This is a genomic window from Paraburkholderia sp., assembly GCF_028283785.1.
Lineage (GTDB): Bacteria > Pseudomonadota > Gammaproteobacteria > Burkholderiales > Burkholderiaceae > Paraburkholderia.
In genome coordinates, this window is the sequence record NZ_JAPWKB010000005.1 from 359,361 (window position 1) to 375,704 (window position 16,344).

The 16,344-nt window shown below is 63.9% G+C and carries 16 protein-coding genes and 1 riboswitch; of the genes, 10 read left to right on the forward strand and 6 right to left on the reverse strand.

The window, feature by feature from the left end; all coding sequences use genetic code 11:
- Window positions 1-5: 5 nt before the first annotated feature.
- Both PW947_RS05635 and bdcA read right to left on the reverse strand, forming a co-directional pair.
- Entirely contained in the window at window positions 6-326 is a 321-nt protein-coding gene (locus PW947_RS05635; RefSeq protein ID WP_299630081.1) for an EthD family reductase, read from the reverse strand.
- 16 nt (window positions 327-342) lie between these two features.
- On the reverse strand, window positions 343-1,050 hold the full coding sequence (gene bdcA / locus PW947_RS05640; RefSeq protein WP_366146094.1) for an SDR family oxidoreductase: 708 nt from the start codon (window positions 1,048-1,050) through the stop codon (window positions 343-345).
- Window positions 1,051-1,141: 91 nt separating this feature from the next.
- Between bdcA and PW947_RS05645 the strand changes: the two genes are divergently transcribed.
- The gene (locus tag PW947_RS05645; RefSeq protein ID WP_299630083.1) at window positions 1,142-1,741 is read left to right on the forward strand and encodes a TetR/AcrR family transcriptional regulator; all 600 of its coding nucleotides are present in this window, start codon (window positions 1,142-1,144) and stop codon (window positions 1,739-1,741) included.
- A 232-nt stretch (window positions 1,742-1,973) separates the two neighbouring features.
- Complete coding sequence (locus tag PW947_RS05650) at window positions 1,974-2,477, forward strand: hypothetical protein (RefSeq protein WP_299630084.1); 504 nt, start codon at window positions 1,974-1,976, stop codon at window positions 2,475-2,477.
- Between the two features lie 309 nt (window positions 2,478-2,786).
- On the opposite strand, the gene PW947_RS05655 is transcribed toward PW947_RS05650, so the two are convergent.
- From PW947_RS05655 to PW947_RS05665, 3 genes are all read right to left on the reverse strand, one after another.
- Entirely contained in the window at window positions 2,787-5,219 is a 2,433-nt protein-coding gene (locus PW947_RS05655) for a glucose/quinate/shikimate family membrane-bound PQQ-dependent dehydrogenase (RefSeq protein WP_299630085.1), read from the reverse strand.
- Window positions 5,220-5,552: 333 nt separating this feature from the next.
- Entirely contained in the window at window positions 5,553-6,149 is a 597-nt protein-coding gene (locus tag PW947_RS05660) for a molybdopterin-dependent oxidoreductase (protein WP_299630086.1), read from the reverse strand.
- 113 nt (window positions 6,150-6,262) lie between these two features.
- Window positions 6,263-6,697, reverse strand: coding sequence for a phosphate-starvation-inducible PsiE family protein (locus PW947_RS05665; protein ID WP_299630087.1), 435 nt, complete (start codon window positions 6,695-6,697; stop codon window positions 6,263-6,265).
- Window positions 6,698-7,062: 365 nt separating this feature from the next.
- On the opposite strand from PW947_RS05665, the gene pqqA reads away from it, so the two are divergent.
- The 7 genes from pqqA (at window position 7,063) to PW947_RS05700 (ending at window position 14,132) form a co-directional block, all read left to right on the forward strand.
- Window positions 7,063-7,134 (forward strand): pyrroloquinoline quinone precursor peptide PqqA, encoded by a 72-nt coding sequence (pqqA, locus tag PW947_RS05670; RefSeq protein WP_110385066.1) that lies wholly within the window; start codon window positions 7,063-7,065, stop codon window positions 7,132-7,134.
- Between the two features lie 104 nt (window positions 7,135-7,238).
- Window positions 7,239-8,150 (forward strand): pyrroloquinoline quinone biosynthesis protein PqqB, encoded by a 912-nt coding sequence (pqqB, locus tag PW947_RS05675; RefSeq protein WP_299630088.1) that lies wholly within the window; start codon window positions 7,239-7,241, stop codon window positions 8,148-8,150.
- A gap of 69 nt (window positions 8,151-8,219) precedes the next feature.
- Entirely contained in the window at window positions 8,220-8,990 is a 771-nt protein-coding gene (gene pqqC, locus PW947_RS05680) for a pyrroloquinoline-quinone synthase PqqC (protein WP_299630089.1), read from the forward strand.
- Complete coding sequence (gene pqqD / locus PW947_RS05685; protein ID WP_299630090.1) at window positions 8,987-9,262, forward strand: pyrroloquinoline quinone biosynthesis peptide chaperone PqqD; 276 nt, start codon at window positions 8,987-8,989, stop codon at window positions 9,260-9,262. Before pqqC ends, pqqD begins: the two co-directional genes overlap by 4 nt.
- Before the next feature lie 7 nt (window positions 9,263-9,269).
- Entirely contained in the window at window positions 9,270-10,439 is a 1,170-nt protein-coding gene (pqqE, locus tag PW947_RS05690; RefSeq protein WP_299630597.1) for a pyrroloquinoline quinone biosynthesis protein PqqE, read from the forward strand.
- Window positions 10,405-12,261 (forward strand): prolyl oligopeptidase family serine peptidase, encoded by a 1,857-nt coding sequence (locus PW947_RS05695; protein ID WP_299630091.1) that lies wholly within the window; start codon window positions 10,405-10,407, stop codon window positions 12,259-12,261. Before pqqE ends, PW947_RS05695 begins: the two co-directional genes overlap by 35 nt.
- 74 nt (window positions 12,262-12,335) lie before the next feature.
- Entirely contained in the window at window positions 12,336-14,132 is a 1,797-nt protein-coding gene (locus tag PW947_RS05700; protein WP_299630092.1) for an ABC transporter transmembrane domain-containing protein, read from the forward strand.
- A gap of 44 nt (window positions 14,133-14,176) precedes the next feature.
- On the opposite strand, the gene PW947_RS05705 is transcribed toward PW947_RS05700, so the two are convergent.
- Window positions 14,177-14,491 carry a helicase gene (locus PW947_RS05705; protein ID WP_299630093.1) on the reverse strand — a complete coding sequence of 105 codons (315 nt, stop codon included), beginning with the start codon at window positions 14,489-14,491 and terminating at the stop codon, window positions 14,177-14,179.
- A gap of 303 nt (window positions 14,492-14,794) precedes the next feature.
- Here PW947_RS05705 and PW947_RS05710 point away from each other — a divergent pair, with 303 nt between their 5' ends.
- The gene (locus tag PW947_RS05710) at window positions 14,795-16,108 is read left to right on the forward strand and encodes a replication-associated recombination protein A (RefSeq protein ID WP_299630094.1); all 1,314 of its coding nucleotides are present in this window, start codon (window positions 14,795-14,797) and stop codon (window positions 16,106-16,108) included.
- A 64-nt stretch (window positions 16,109-16,172) separates the two neighbouring features.
- Window positions 16,173-16,338, forward strand: a riboswitch (yybP-ykoY riboswitch).
- Window positions 16,339-16,344: the final 6 nt, after the last annotated feature.

Consider the following 16,344-nt stretch of genomic DNA (forward strand, 5'->3'; position numbering starts at 1 on the left):
CCTGTCTAGAGTGAAACGGCGCGGGTACGACTGGGCGCGATGTCGGTGAATCGCGGCACGTCGGCCATGACCGCCGTTGCTTCCGGCGAGTTGAACGCCGCATCGACGGCGGCCTGATCGCGGAACTGGCATTCGCAGATAGCCAGCGTTCCCGCTTGTTGGCTGGCGGGGAAAAAGGCGGCGATGCTGTCCAGCCCGTACCGGGCCCAACTCGCCATCACCAGCGGCAGGTGTCGTTCGACGTACCAGGTGCGATCGAAACGATCGTGCGGCGATCCGGAATAGGTCACGTAGACCGTGACGGGCGTTGCGATTTCGAGCGTCATACGTGTCTCCTGATGTTCAAGCGCCAAACCCGCCGTCGATGGTATGCATTGCACCCGTGATGCCACGCGCGAGCGGCGCGGCCAGATACAGCACGAGACTCGCCACTTCGTCGGCGGTGCCGTGCCGACGGAGCGCCATCTCGTCGTGCATCTGCTGCGAGAGCGGACCGTCGGCCGGATTCATATCCGTATCGGTCGGGCCGGGCTGCACGACGTTGACCGTGATCCCGCGCGGACCGAAATCGCGTGCCAGACCTCTGGCCAGTCCTTGCAACGCCGACTTGCTCATGCCGTATGCGGTGAGGCCGGCAAACGGCATCCGGTCGCCATGAACGGATCCGATCGAGATAATCCGGCCGCCATCGGTCATCCGGCGCGCGGCCTCGACCGAGCCGTGATATGCGCCCCGTACGTTCACGTCGATCAGCCGATCGACGGCATCCGGATCGAGCGTCAGCGGATCGCCGCCGCCGAGAAGCGCCGCGTTATAGACGAACACATCGAGTGCGCCTGCGTCTCGAATCGACGCGAGCAGTTGCTCTCTATCCGCCGCATCCGCCTGGACAGCAATCGAGCCCGTCTCTGCTGCGAGCGCTTCGGCGGCGTCGCGCGACCCGGCATACGTGAAACGGACCCGCGCGCCGACGCCCGCAAACGACCGCACGATCGCAGCGCCGATGCCGCGACTCCCACCTACGACCATCACCGACTTACCTCGAAACAAAGCTCCATCCGGCACCGTCATATCGATCACCTTGAATTAAAGTAGTGGTCACTATATATTTACGAAAACGACGGCGCAAGGATATTTTATAGTGGTCACTAATTTAAATGCCGGGACGAAGCCGGGCCGCGGTCGCCCGCGCGCTTTCGATCCCGAAGCGGCATTGGCCGTTGGTCAGCGGCTGTTTCACGCTGCCGGCTACGATGGCGTCGGCTTGAGCGCGCTGACGGATGCGCTGGGCATCAAGCCGCCGAGCTTTTACATGGCGTTCGGCAGCAAGGCGGCGTTCTTCGAGCGCATTCTGGAGCGCTATGCGCGCACGGTGATTCCGCTCGCAGCGGTATTGCAGCCGGGGCGGCCGCCGGGCGAAGCGCTCGCCGATCTGCTCGAACGCGCGGCCCGGACCTATGCACAGGACCCGGAGTGCACGGGCTGCCTCGCGCTGGAGGCGGCGCGTGGCCACGGTGCGAACGAAAGCGCGGTCATCGCGCGCCGGACCACGGCGGGCAGGCGGGACGAGATTCGGGCGTTTATCGCAGTGACGCATCCGGAACGCGCCGATGTGGTGACGGATCTGATCTCGACCGTGATGTCGGGCTTGTCCGCGAGCGCGCGCGAAGGGATGGGCGAAGCGCGGCTAGTCGAGGTCGCTCGCGCGGCGGTGGAGAGTGTGGACGCGCTGCTTCGGTGAAGGCGGCAGGCGCGTCACGCTGTCGTGGTGCCGATCGTCCGCGTACTGACGTGACGGGTAACACCGGAAACATCTGGTAAGCACTTGTGACTCGAGGGTCGTGCTCAGGAAATAAGACTGGGCCGGGTCGTCATATCCTGCTTTCACGCAACTTACTCGCCGGACGCGTGGCTTGAACGTCTTTGACGCTCGAGACCTTAAGAGCCGGTTCACGTCAAGCAAAAGGTCTAGCATGTCCATCCTCAAAATGGCCAGTGCGCGCGTCGCACGACTTATCCTCAAGCCGTCGACGCTGGTGTCGATCGGCCTTCTGGCCGCTGGCACGGTCGCGAGCGTCGACGCTGCGGCGGCGAGCTTCCAGTGCTCCAAGCATTCGTCGGCATCGGAGAAGATCGTCTGTAACGACGCGCAACTCTCCGCGCTCGACGATCGCCTCGCTGCCTCTTATCAGCGCGCGAAAGAAGAGAGCACCGATCCGGTCGCGCTCGAAGCCGCTCGCACGCATCAATGGCTGTGGCGCCAACACAATTGCACGGACAAAGCGTGCGTGACGGACTGGTATCAACGCCGTATCGCCGAGCTGAACGCCGACTTCCATCAAGCCACGCAATCGCGTCACGACGCGTTCGAAGCATCGTTGAAGGATCAGCATCTGGAACCGTCGGCTGCCGACGCAGTGCGTCGCATGAAGGACGCATCGGTCGCATCGACGAAGCCGGTCACGACCGCGCAATAACGTCGTCGCGCCGTCACGGCCGCAGGCCGTGGCGCGTCGAACCAGTGGACGCCAGCCCGGGTCCACCCCGCATTCCGAGTTCCCTTCGGTTCGCATGAAGCCGCCCGCCGGTGTCGAGTTCGACATCGGCGGGCGGCTTTTTTTTTGGGCAGTCGCCGGTCATTCCACGTGTCGCCGGATGACGTCGCGCGGCGGACGTCATCGCGCTGTCGGCCGAAATCGCGGCCATAAAAAAGGCTCGCCGGCAGCCTCCGGTCCATCTGGACCGGAAACCGCCGGCGAGCCCTTGGCTTCGCCGGAAACCCGCGATTACGGGAGTGCGTAGGCGATTACGTAGTCACCACGATCCGGCGACTGGCGTGCGCCGCCTGCCGAGATCAGGATGTACTGCTTGCCCGTCTTGGTAGACACGAAGCTCATCGGACCGCCCTGGCTGCCGACCGGCAGACGGGCTTTCCACACTTCCTTACCCGTCGAGCTGTCGAACGCGCGCAGGTAGTAATCCTGCGTGCCGGCGATGAACACGAGGCCGCCTTGCGTGGCCAGCGTGCCGCCGAGCGTCGGCATACCGACCGGCATCGGCGCGCGCATCTTGATGCCGAACGGACCAGTATCCTGCACCGTGCCGACCGGAACCTGCCACACGATCTTCTGCGTCTTCAGATCCACTGCCGACAGCGTGCCGAACGGCGGCTTCTGGCAAGGGATACCCAGCGGCGACATGAAGCGGTTCTTGTTGACGGCGTACGGCGTGCCCTTCAGCGGCACCGCGCCCATCCCCGTGTTGACCGACTCGCCGCCGTTGCTGGTCGGCGCGCCGGCATCGACCTTCTGCGGAACCATCTGCACCCACAAACCGAGGCGCATGTCGTTGACGAAGATGTAGTGGTTGTTCGGGTCCGTCGACAGACTGCCCCAGTTCATGCCACCGAGCGAACCCGGGAAGCTGAGCGAGACATCCGTATCCGGCACCGTGAACAGGCCGTCATAACGCATCGACTTGAACGCGATACGGCAGGCCAGCTGATCGAACGGCGTGGCACCCCACATATCCGATTCGGTCATCTTCGCGTTGCCGATCTGCGGCATGCCGACCGACAGCGGCTGCGTATCCGGATACTGCTCGTTCGGAATCGTGCCCTTCTTGACCGGCACTTCTTCGACCTTGGTCAACGGCTTGCCGGTGTAACGGTCCAGCACGAAAATCTGACCCGACTTGGTACCGAACACCACGGCCGGCTTCGTCGTGCCGTCCTTTTCCGGGAAGTCGATCAGGCTCGGCTGCATCGGAACGTCGAAGTCCCACAGGTCGTTGTGGACCGTCTGATAGACCCACTTTTCCTTACCGGTCGTCGCATCGACCGCGAGGATCGAGGTGGCGTACTTGTGATCCAGCCGCGTGCGGTTCGCACCCCACAAGTCGACCGACGGGCTGCCCATCGGCATGAACACGGTGTTCATGGCCGGGTCGTACGACATCGGCGCCCACGAGTTCGGCGTGCTGCGTTCGTACGTCTGACCCGGTTCGAGCTTCGCGTTCGGATCCTTGTGACCCGGATCGAATGCCCAGCGCATTGCGCCCGTGATTACGTCGAAGCCGCGAATCACGCCGCCCGGCATGTCGGTCTGGACGTTATCCGCAACCCGACCGCCCACCACGACCGTCGTACCGGCCAGGGTCGGTGCCGACGTCAACTGATACTTCGGATCCGCCGCGTCACCGAGACCGGCCTTCAGATCGACGAAACCTTTATTGCCGAACTTGTCGCACAGTTCGCCGTTGTCGGCGTTGATTGCGACGAGGCGCGCATCGATGGTGTTCATCAGGATACGGCGCTGGCAGGTGTCGCCCGTCGCGAGTTCCGGCGCCGGAACCGGCGTCGAACCTGCGATGGTCGGTTGCACCAGCGGCTTGGTCGCATCGAAGTAAGCGAGACCGCGGCAACGGTTCCACACCTGTGCCTGCGCGTTGATCTCGCGCTTCCAGATCTGCTTGCCGGTGTCGGCATCGACGGCGATCACGTTGTTGTGCGGCGTGCACATAAAGATGCGGTCGCCGATCTGCAGCGGCGTTTGCTGATCTTCCGCGCCGTTACCGCCGGGGCTGATCGGCACGTCGCCCGTATGGAACGTCCACGCGACCTTCAGATCCTTCACGTTATCGCGCGTGATCTGGTCCAGTGCGACGAAACGGCTGCCGCCCGGCGTATTGCCGTAGTTGGCCCAGTCTTTTTGCGCATTGGCTTTATCGACCGGCACCAGCGGCAACTCTTCGCCGTTGGAGGCGACCGTCGGATGCGGCTGGAACATCTGCACGAAAGTGGCGAGCATCGCGACCACGATCACGACCGACGCGCCATACGCCGGCTTCGCCGCCGGGCTCTTGCCCTCACGGCGGCGCAGTGCCGGCAACGTGATCAGCGACAGCAGCATCAAGCCGGCCGGGACCATCAGACGCGATACCAGCGGCCAGAAATCGATGCCGGCATCGAGCGGCGCCCAGATCAGCGTGCCGATAAAGACCAGCGCGAAGAGTGCGACTGCGGAGGACTTGCGACGGAAAAACTGGATCGCGGCCAGCAGCGTGACGATGCCTGCGATAAGAAAGTACCAGCTACCGCTCAGCAGCACGAGCTTGCCGCCGCCGATCGCAAAGAAGAGACCCGTCGCCAGAAGGACGAGGCCCAATAACCAACACCAGATCGCCAGCAACCCTGACGGGCCGGCTTTATCCTTAGACATGACTTATTTTCTCCATCAAGAAACTGCGGCATTATGCTGCATTTTAACTGTTTAGGACAAATTTTCGGACTGTAGAGGATTGCTATATGTCGGGCCTGAAAGGGCCGATTTGCAAAGGGGTCGCAACACGGTTCGATCTGCGCGGATAACGCTGGAAACGGGCCTCGAAACGCACCGGGACGGTGGAGATCGCGAAAAATCGGCGGCACGGACGCATCGTGTTTGGCGATATATGCCCGTGCGACCCGCACCGCAGAAAAGGTGTTTTGCAAATCCGGTAATAAAAACGGCCGATTGAATCCGGGTTCGATCCGGATCAATCCGCAGCCGGCCTCACGCCGCGATCACCTGAATCTGATACACCGCCCACGGACACGTGACGAAACGTTCGTTCAGCGCTTTCGCCGCGAGTTCGGGAATGCGGTCGGCGTCGTAGACCGCCCAGAGCGGCCCGAGACCGCCGAGCGGCATTGGCTTGCCGTCAAGCTGCGTGGCGACGATAAAGCGATTCGCACGCACCGCGTCGAGCGTCAGCATCACCACGTATCCGTCGATGGCGCGCAGCAGCACTTTCGTGTCGCCCGCCTCCGGCGCGCCGACGTGCGCGAGCACATCGGTCAGCAACGGGCCGGACAACGTGTGCGGATGGCCGTCGTATTCGAGCGTGGGTTTGATCGTGACCGACGGCAGGCTCGCAATCGACTGGAAGTCGAACGTATAGGCTTCGTCGAATTTCACCAGTTGCTTCTTCATCAACTGGTCGAGCGCCGGATCGAGCGCGCCACGGTTGTGGCGCTTGATGTCGCCGGCAATCGTCAACAGCGTGGGCGATGCCGCGCACGCTTGATTCGAAACGGGTTTCCGCGCAAACGCAGGTGCGGCAACGGCACCGAGGACAGCCGCGCTGCTCAGGAATTGGCGTTTATCCATGGGCGGTAGCTCCTTTTCCAGATGGGACGAACGGGGTCAAATGCATCGACGATGCCGGTATTGTCGATGAATTGCCCGTTCGTGCGCGAGGATTCCCGGTGCGCGGACCGTCGCTAGCGCGCGGCCTCGTCCTGATGTTCGCGCGCGTCGCTCGGATAACGCGTCTGGCCGTAGCGGATCAGCAGCACGCCCAGCGCGATCAGCACGATCGCGACAGCCGATGCGATCAGATGCAGCTCGGTGTTCGCGCCCGCCCGCAAGATCAGGTCGCGCGCGATCGACACCATCGCGATATACAGCGGAAAGCGCACCGGCAACTGCCCCGCTTTCAGATACTGCCCGACCATCGCGAACACTTCGAGGTACAGGAACATCAGCAGCAGATCGGTCAGCGTGACGCTGCCGGAATCGGCCATTTTCCAGATCAGATGCCCCATCGCGAGGGCGGTGCCGATGCCGATCACCAGCAGACCGATCAGTTCGGCCATTTCGACCACCTGTTCAAGCAGTCGCTTGACGCGTTTGTGCAGCGTGCCTTCGTACTTCATCCGCGAAGCTCCATATCAGGGTGGATCGTGTGTGCGACAAAACGAACTTGCCGACGGGTTCCGGCCGAAAGTAGCAGACCGCCCGTCGCGCCGTATGCGGCACGTTGTCGCGAAAAAATGACGCCGTCCGCAGTCTCGAAAAATCGTCAAACCGACCGTCCGGTCGGGTTTTGGGCCGTTCTGGGGGGTGCCGGGCCTGACGTCGGAGCGCGATCGGAAGTGGTAGCATCCACGTTGAGATCATTTTGCGATGGAAGCGTGACGGCACGACACAGGTTGTCCACGCACCCTTCCGTCCGCGTCGGTCTTTCCCGTGTCCGACGCATCGCCGGACACTCTGTTTAGCTTTAAAAGGAGAACTTCTCATGTGGACCAAACCCGCTTACACCGATCTGCGCCTTGGTTTTGAGATCACGATGTACATCGCGAATCGCTGAACCAGGCCTCACCCCAGGTCACACACTAGCCTCGGCTCGCCGGGGCTATTTTTTCTGCGGACGCCCGTTCGCACAAATCAGTTGGCCGGCATCTGAAAACAGGTATGCATATTCAAATCCTTGGATCTGCGGCCGGAGGCGGCTTTCCTCAGTGGAACTGCAACTGCGCGAATTGCGCAGGCTTTCGTAGCGGCACGATCCGCGCACACGCGCGCACCCAATCGTCGATTGCGGTATCGGACGACGGCGTGAACTGGGTGCTATGTAACGCATCCCCCGACATCCGCTCGCAACTTCATCACTTCGCGCCCATGCAACCGGGCCGCGCGCTGCGCGACACCGGCATCGCCGCGATTGTCCTGATGGACAGCCAGATCGATCACACCACCGGCTTGCTGAGCTTGCGCGAAGGATGCCCGCTCGACGTCTGGTGCACCGACATGGTCCACGACGATCTGAGCACCGGCTTTCCGCTGTTCACGATGCTGAGTCACTGGAACGGTGGACTGCACTGGAACCCGATCGAACCTTCGCGCGACTTCGCGATTCCCGCCTGTCCGGGTCTGCGCTTTACGCCGTTCGTGCTGCGCAGCGCCGCGCCGCCGTATTCGCCGCATCGGCACGATCCGCATCCGGGCGACAACATCGGTCTGGTGATCGAAGATCTGCGCACTGGCGGCAAGCTGTTCTATGCGCCGGGACTCGGCGCGGTCGATGACGCGTTGCTGGCGCGCATGCACGCGGCCGATTGCCTGCTGGTCGACGGCACGCTGTGGCACGACGACGAAATGAGCCGTCGCGGCGTCGGCACGCGTACCGGCCGTCAGATGGGGCATCTTGCGCAAAGCGGCGCCGGCGGCATGCTGGAAGTGCTCGAAGCGTTTCCCGCGCAACGCAAGATCCTCACGCACATCAACAACACGAATCCGATTCTCGACGAAGACTCGCCGGAACGCGCCGAACTGGCCCGGCGTCAGGTCGAAGTCGCATTCGACGGTATGAGCATCGAGTTGTAGATTCGACGTCGGCGCCGCGCTATCGCGAGCGCCTTCCGTTTCCGCATCATTTGAGGTCACGCGACATCCATGAACCCATCTGCCCAAGCCGCCCAGAGTCCACTCACCCACGAGCAGTTCGAACAGGCGTTGCGCGCCAAAGGCGCGTACTACCACATCCATCACCCGTATCACGTGGCGATGTATGAAGGCCGCGCGACCCGCGAGCAGATTCAGGGCTGGGTGGCGAACCGCTTCTACTACCAGGTCAACATCCCGATGAAGGACGCCGCGATCCTCGCGAACTGTCCGGATCGCGAAGTGCGACGTCTGTGGATCCAGCGTCTGCTCGATCACGACGGCGCGCCGGGCGAGGATGGCGGGATCGAAGCATGGCTGCGCCTCGGCGAGGCGGTCGGGTTGGACGCCGACCAGTTGCGCTCGCAGGAACTGGTGCTGCCCGGCGTGCGCTTCGCCGTGGACGCCTACGTCAACTTCGCGCGCCGCGCGACCTGGCAGGAAGCCGCGAGCAGTTCGCTGACCGAACTGTTCGCGCCGCAAATCCATCAGTCGCGACTCGACACGTGGCCGAAGCACTATCCGTGGATCGATCCCACCGGCTATGCGTATTTCCGCACGCGGCTCGGTCAGGCGCGTCGCGACGTGGAACACGGTTTGCAGATCACGTTGCAGCACTACACTACCTACGAAGGCCAGCAGCGGATGCTGGAAATCCTGCAATTCAAGCTCGACATCCTGTGGACGATGCTGGATGCAATGTCGATGGCGTATGAATTCGGTCGTCCGCCGTATCACACGGTGACGGACCAACGTGCGTGGCACAAAGGAATCGCACTATGAGTTTCGACCGCAACCTGAAGCCGACGTGGCGACGCGGCTATCGCTTCCAGTTCGAACCCGCGCAGGACAGTCACGTGCTGCTCTATCCCGAAGGCATGGTCAAGCTGAACGGCAGCGCGAGCGCGATCGGTACGCTGATCGACGGTGAACGCAGCGTGACCGCGATCATCGCGGCGCTCGATGCGCAATTCCCCGGCGTGCCGGAACTCGGCACCGACGTCGAGCAGTTCATGCTCGTCGCCAGCGACAAGCACTGGATCGATCTTGTCTGACGATCTGATTACGCGTCCGACAGCGCAGCCGCTCACGCAATCCGACGCCGGCGCGACGCCTGCGGTCGGACTGCCGCTGTGGCTGCTCGCCGAAGTGACGTACCGCTGTCCGCTGCAATGTCCGTACTGTTCGAACCCGCTGGATTTCGCGCGCCAGGGCGAGGAACTCAGCACCGATCAATGGTTGCGCGTGATGTCCGAAGCGCGCGAACTCGGCGCCGCGCAGATCGGTTTTTCCGGTGGCGAGCCGCTGGTGCGCCCCGATCTGCCGGAGCTGATCGCACATGCGCGCGGCCTGGGTTATTACACGAACCTGATCACGTCGGGCATCGGCCTGAGCGAAGCGAAACTCGACGCGTTCGAGCGCGCCGGACTCGATCACATCCAGATCAGCTTCCAGTCGAGCGATGAGCAGGTCAACAACATGCTGGCCGGATCGCCGAAAGCGTTCGCGCAAAAACTGGCGATGGCGCGTGCCGTCAAGGCGCACGGCTATCCGATGGTGCTGAACTTCGTCACGCATCGCTACAACATCGACCATATCGACCGGATCATCGAGCTGTGCATCGCGCTCGACGCCGATTTCGTCGAACTCGCGACCTGCCAGTTCTACGGCTGGGCGTATCTGAACCGCGCCGAACTGCTGCCGACGCGCGAACAGCTCGCGCGCGCCGAGCGCATCACGAACGAATACCGTGACAAGCTCGCCGCGACCAACCATCCATGCAAACTGATCTTCGTGATGCCGGATTACTACGAAGAACGGCCGAAGCCCTGCATGAGCGGCTGGGGCAGCCTGTTCCTGACCGTGACACCGGACGGCACCGCACTGCCCTGCCACGGCGCGCGGCAATTGCCGGTGACGTTCCCGAACGTGCGCGATCACGACCTGCGCCACATCTGGTACGAGTCGTTCGGTTTCAACCGGTTTCGCGGCAACGCGTGGATGCCCGAACCGTGCCGTTCGTGCGACGAAAAGGAAAAGGACTTCGGCGGCTGTCGCTGTCAGGCGTTCATGCTGACCGGCGACGCGTCGAACGCCGATCCGGTATGCAGCAAGTCGCCGTACCATCCGGTGATCCTGAAGGCCCGCGACGAAGCCGTACAACCCCGCGTGACCGAGCATCCGCTGATCTTCCGCAATGACAAGCAATCACGCCGCCTCAGCGGCAAATAAGCGGCTGACAGCCGAACAGGCCGTCGCGAGCGGCCGCGATTTCGTCGAACTGGCTGCCAGTCCGTCCGGTGTGTTCTGGACCGCGTACGCGCCCGCCGACGCCACGTGCCGGATCTGGCGCTGGCACGCAGACACCCATGCCGAACCTGCCTGCGTGACGCCGGACGGCTTCAGCGTGCGCGGTCGCGTGTACGAATATGGCGGCGGCTCGTTTTGCATCGCCGGTCACACGCTCGTCTTCGCGAACGAAGCCGATCAGCGGCTGTACCGGCAATCGATCGACGGCGGCGTGCCGCACGCGTTGACGCCGCCCGGCCCGCGTTACGGCGACCTGCGCTTTGCGCCGGGCCGCGTGCTCGCGGTCGAGCAGGACGGCGACACGCACCGGCTGGTGGCGATCAATCTGGATGACGGCGCGCGCGACGTGCTCGCCGAAGGCGCGGATTTCTACGCTGCGCCGACGCTGAATGCTGACGGCACACGGCTCGCGTGGATCGAATGGCAGCATCCGCATCAACCGTGGACGGCGACGCGTCTGATGCTTCAGGAACGCGCCGCCGACGGCACGTGGTCCACGCCGCGCATCGTCGCCGGTCACGATGACGACGAAGCGTTGCAGCAGCCGTGTTTCGACGCATCGGGACACCTGGTCTGTCTGAGCGATCGGGCGAACTTCTGGCAGCCGTGGCGCGACGGCGCGAGCGGTTTCGAACCGCTGCCCGCCGCCGCAGCCGATCACGCGTCGGCGCCGTGGCAACTCGGCGGACGCAGTTGGCTTCCGCTCGAAGACGGCGCAAGCGTCGCAAGCTGGTTCGACGACAGTTGGGGCGTGCTCGGCCATCGCGACGCCGGCGGCAACGTGCAGCGGCTCGCGAGCGGCTACAGCCGGTTCCGCAATCTGGCCGCCGACGGCGCGCATCTCTACTGCATCGCCGCATCGCCCGAATGTCCGGCTGCGGTGCTGGCGATCCGTCGCAGCGACTATCGCGTGAGCGTGCTCGGCGAGGTCGCGCCGAGCGTGCCGGCGACGCAGATCCGTCGGCCGGAGATCATCCGCTATCGCAGCGGCGACACCGACGTCCACGGCTATTTCTACGCCCCCGCCGACGCCCCCGCATTCGCCACCGAAACCGCCGCGCCGCCCGTCGTCGTGTTCGTTCACGGCGGCCCGACCTCGGCGTGTTATCCGGTGTTCGATCCGCGCGTCGAGTTCTGGACCCAGCGCGGCTTCGCGATCGCGCAACTCAACTATCGCGGCAGCACCGGCTACGGTCGCGCCTATCGTCAGGCGCTGCACCGCAACTGGGGCGTCATCGATGTGGACGACGCGTGCAACGCCGTCGCGTATCTCGCGCAGCACGGTCAGGTCGATCCTCGACGCGCGTTTATTCGCGGCAACAGTTCGGGCGGCTACACGACGCTGTGCGCATTGGCGTTTCGCGACACGTTTCGCGGCGGCGCCAGTCTGTACGGCGTCAGCGATCCGCTGACGCTCGACGCCGCCACCCACAAGTTCGAAGCGCGCTATCTGCACTGGCTGATCGGCGATCCGGTCGCGGAACGCGAACGCTACCGGTCACGCACGCCGCTGTTGCACGCGGACACGATCACCGCGCCGGTGATCTTCTTCCAGGGCGAACTCGACGCGGTCGTCACGCCGGATCAAACCCGTTCGATGGTCGCCGCGCTCGACGCGAACGGCATCGAAACCGAAGCGCATTACTACGCCGACGAACGGCACGGCTTTCGCCAGGCCGCCAATCAGGCGCATGCGCTCGATGCGGAACACGCGTTTTATCGCAGGATCCTCGACGCACGGTGAGTCGCGGACGGCGCGGCGTCGAACCCGCAAGACTGGCACAATCCGGTGCATCTTCGATCCGCCTGGGAATTTCAATGCCTGACGCAGCCGCGCGTTCGCCGCGCATCGGTCCACTGTTTGCGCTGTTTCCATTTCTGCGACCCTACGCCGGACGCTGGGCGCTCGCGTTTCTGGCGCTGATCACCTCGGCGAGCGCGACGCTCGCGTTGCCGGTCGCGTTCAAATATCTGATCGATCGCGGATTCGCGGCGGGCAATCGCACGCATATCGACCGTTACTTCGTCGCGCTGTTCTGCGTCTCGCTGATCCTCGCCGCGGCCACCGCGCTGCGCTTCTATCTCGTGTCGTGGCTCGGCGAGCGCGTGACCGCCGATCTGCGTCGTTCGGTGTACGACCATATTCTCGAGATGAGTCCGCAGTTCTTCGAGACCACCCAGTCCGGCGAAGTGCTGTCGCGACTCACGACCGACACCACGTTGATCCAGACCGTCGTCGGCACCAGTCTGTCGATGGGGCTGCGCAACGCGTTCCTGCTGATCGGCGGCGTCGCGATGCTGGCGGTGACGAGTCCGGTGCTGTCGGCTTACATCATCGCAACGCTGGTGATCGTCATCGCGCCGATCGTGATTTTCGGACGACGCGTGCGGCGTCTATCGCGCGCGAGCCAGGACAAGGTGGCGAATGCGAGCGGACTGGCGGGCGAAATCCTGAATGCGATGCCGACCGTGCAGTCGTACACGCAGGAGCCGTTCGAGTCGCGGCGCTTTGCGGGCGCGGTCGAACTGGCATTCGATACGGCGCTCACGCGAATCCGCGCACGCGCATGGTTGACCGCCGTGGTAATCGTGCTGGTATTCAGCGCGATCGTGTTCGTGTTGTGGCTCGGCGCGCAAGCCGTGCTCGACGGCCGCATGACGGCGGGTCAGCTGTCCCAGTTCATTCTGTATGCGGTGTTCACGGCCGGCGCAGTGGGCGCGGTTGCCGAAGTGTGGGGCGATCTTCAGCGCGCGGCGGGCGCCACCGAGCGTCTGCTGCAATTGCTCGCCGCGCGTTCGCCGGTGATCGAGGCCGCGAGCGCCGTCGCGCTGCCCACGCATGGCGAAGGCATCCGTTTCGACGACGTGAGCTTTTCGTATCCGTCGCGGCCGGGCACGGCCGCGTTGTCGGGTTTGTCGCTGGAGATTCGTGCGGGTGAGCACGTGGCGCTGGTCGGGCCGTCGGGCGCGGGCAAGACCACGCTGTTCCAGTTGCTGCTGCGCTTTTACGATCCGCAGTCAGGCCGTATTCTGATCAACGGTGTGCCGACACAGCAGGTGTCGCTGGCCGGATTGCGCAGCGAGATCGGTGTGGTGTTGCAGGAATCGGTGATTTTCTCGGGCAGCGTGCTCGACAATATCCGCTATGGCGCACCCGACGCGACCCTCGCGCAGGTTCGCAAGGCGGCTGAAATGGCCGCTGCGGCCGGCTTTATCGACGCGCTGCCGCAAGGTTTCGACACCTTTCTCGGCGAACGCGGCGTGAGGTTGTCCGGCGGACAGCGCCAACGCATCGCGATTGCCCGCGCGATCCTGAAAGACCCGCCGATCCTGCTACTCGACGAAGCCACCAGTGCGCTCGACGCCGCCAGCGAACGGCTCGTGCAAACCGCCCTCGACAACGCCGCGCAAAACCGCACGACGCTGGTGATCGCGCACCGGCTCGCGACTGTCCAGCAAGCCGACCGCATCGTCGTGCTGGAGCATGGCCGGATCGTCGCGCAAGGCCGTCACGCCGATCTGTTGCTGAGTTCGCCGCTCTACGCCGAACTCGCCGCACTGCAATTCGGCGACCCGTCGGTTCGCAATCCGCAACCGGATCCGCGTACAGCCTGAGCGGGCGCGAGGCGGATGAAATGCCCGTGGAGAAAGCGGAAGGCTTACGCCTCTTTCAGCCAGGGCATTTCCACCGGCGACACCACCAGATGCCGCAGTTCGCGCTTCAGTTCGAAGATAAAGCCGACGAGGATCATCGAATCCGCATAGGGAATCGGAAACACCTGCGGATTTTCCGAGCCGCGCAGCGGATGCGCCGGCGTATCCGCCGTGGTCGCCGCGTTCTCGCGGACGCTTTCCAGTTCGTCGGCCATCGCCTGGCCGCTGATTTTCAGAACGCGGCTACGCAAGTCGGTATAGGGTTCGATGCGTGCCGCGTCTTCGTTGTACTCGGGCACTTCGTAGATGAACCAGGACATGTGCGTCTCCAGAGAAAAGGGCCGCCATTCTAGCAGCGGGCGTCACTGCGATTGACGACGACCGTCGAATGCACGTCGTTTCGCAGCCGGCTGCGAAGAGTCTAGCAGCGTCGGTCGGGCGCATGCGCGGCGATCGCGAGAAATACGCTGGCCGTGCCGGTGCCGGTTTGCGGCGCTGGCGCTCTCCGCCAGCCCACCGCGCCGTCGTGACGGGCCCCTCGCACGCAGCGCGTAAAATCGGCTCCGGTTCCCCCGCCGCCGCCCGCTCACGCCCCGGCAGACACTCCACACGCACTACGCGAGATGACCGACCTCTTTACTACCCGCCCCCGCGCGCCGCTCGCCGAACAGCTTCGACCCCAGTCGCTCGACGACGTGGTCGGGCAGTCGCATCTGCTCGGCGCGGGCAAACCGTTGCGCCTCGCGCTCGATTCGAAAAAGCTGCATTCGCTGATTTTGTGGGGACCGCCGGGCGTCGGCAAAACCACGATCGCGCGTCTCGCCGCGCAAGCCTTCGACTACGACTTCATCGCCGAATCGGCGGTTGCCGCGGGCGTGAAGGAGTTGCGGGAAGCCGCGGCGCACGCGCGGCAGACGCTCGATCATCACGGCCGTTCGACCGTGCTGTTTCTCGACGAGATTCATCGGCTGAACAAGAGTCAGCAGGACGCGTTGTTGCCGCATGTCGAAGTCGGTCTGCTGACCCTGATCGGCGCGACGACGGAAAACCCCAGCTTCGAGGTCAACAGCGCGTTGCTGTCGCGCGCGCAGGTGTATGTGCTGAAACCGTTGTCGGACGACGAGTTGCGCGCGCTGTTCGCACGCGCACAACCGGTGCTGGGCGCGTCGACATTCGAGCCGGACGCGCTCGACGCCGTCGTCGGTTTCGCCGACGGCGACGGCCGCAAGTTTCTGAATCTCGTCGAGCAGCTTGCGAACGCCGCGAGCTCGGCCGGCATCACGCGGATCGACAGCGGCTTCGTCGCCGGCGCATCCGCTGCCACCACGCGACGCTTCGACAAGGGCGGCGAAGCGTTCTACGACCAGATTTCCGCGTTGATCAAATCGGCGCGCGGCTCGGACCCGGACGCGGCGCTGTACTGGATGGCGCGCATGATCGACGGCGGCGTCGATGTTCGCTATCTGGCGCGGCGGATCGTGATTCTGGCCAGCGAGGAAGTCGGCAACGCCGACCCGCGTGCGCTGCAGGTTGCACTAAACGCCGCCGAAGCCTACGAACGGCTGGGCTCGCCGGAAGGCGAACTCGCGCTCGCGCAAGCACTGGTGTATGTCGCGGTCGCACCGAAGTCGAATGCGGTCAGCATGGCGTGGCACGAGGCGCTGTCGTTCGTGCGCAATGACCGCACGCGCGCGGTTCCGCTGCATCTGCGCAATGCGCCCACGCAACTGATGAAAGACCTGGGCTACAAGAAGGATTACCGCTACGCGCACGACGAACCGGACGCCTTCGCCGCAGGCGAAAATTACTTTCCGGACGACGTTCCGGAACAGCGCTGGTATCGACCGGTGCCGCGTGGGCTCGAACACAAGATCGGCGAGAAACTCGATCATCTGCGTGCGCTCAACGACCAGGTGCGCAAAGTGGAAAAAGATTAGCGCACGGGCGTTCGCAGCGAACGCCCACATTCAATTACGAACGCCTTTCTATTGTGTTAATCTCCCCGCTGTCTTTGGGGAGTAGCCGGCTTCTTTCACAGAAGCGCCTGCATCAACATTCTCGGTCTGTCGGACCGTGGTGCAGGTAGCCCTTTGGTTGGCAAGACCATCGACACACCGTGCGACCGGTCGGGCGTGGGGTGTGTCGCGGTTTTCCGCCCGACCACGAGCGTCCC

Coding starts and splice junctions, on each gene's coding strand:
- PW947_RS05635 (WP_299630081.1), bottom strand. CDS start 326: ATGACGCTCGAAATCGCAACGCCCGTCACGGTCTACGTGACCTATTCC.
- PW947_RS05650 (WP_299630084.1), top strand. CDS start 1,974: ATGTCCATCCTCAAAATGGCCAGTGCGCGCGTCGCACGACTTATCCTC.
- PW947_RS05655 (WP_299630085.1), bottom strand. CDS start 5,219: ATGTCTAAGGATAAAGCCGGCCCGTCAGGGTTGCTGGCGATCTGGTGT.
- PW947_RS05660 (WP_299630086.1), bottom strand. CDS start 6,149: ATGGATAAACGCCAATTCCTGAGCAGCGCGGCTGTCCTCGGTGCCGTT.
- PW947_RS05665 (WP_299630087.1), bottom strand. CDS start 6,697: ATGAAGTACGAAGGCACGCTGCACAAACGCGTCAAGCGACTGCTTGAA.
- pqqB (WP_299630088.1), top strand. CDS start 7,239: ATGCATATTCAAATCCTTGGATCTGCGGCCGGAGGCGGCTTTCCTCAG.
- pqqC (WP_299630089.1), top strand. CDS start 8,220: ATGAACCCATCTGCCCAAGCCGCCCAGAGTCCACTCACCCACGAGCAG.
- pqqD (WP_299630090.1), top strand. CDS start 8,987: ATGAGTTTCGACCGCAACCTGAAGCCGACGTGGCGACGCGGCTATCGC.
- PW947_RS05695 (WP_299630091.1), top strand. CDS start 10,405: ATGACAAGCAATCACGCCGCCTCAGCGGCAAATAAGCGGCTGACAGCC.
- PW947_RS05700 (WP_299630092.1), top strand. CDS start 12,336: ATGCCTGACGCAGCCGCGCGTTCGCCGCGCATCGGTCCACTGTTTGCG.
- PW947_RS05705 (WP_299630093.1), bottom strand. CDS start 14,491: ATGTCCTGGTTCATCTACGAAGTGCCCGAGTACAACGAAGACGCGGCA.
- PW947_RS05710 (WP_299630094.1), top strand. CDS start 14,795: ATGACCGACCTCTTTACTACCCGCCCCCGCGCGCCGCTCGCCGAACAG.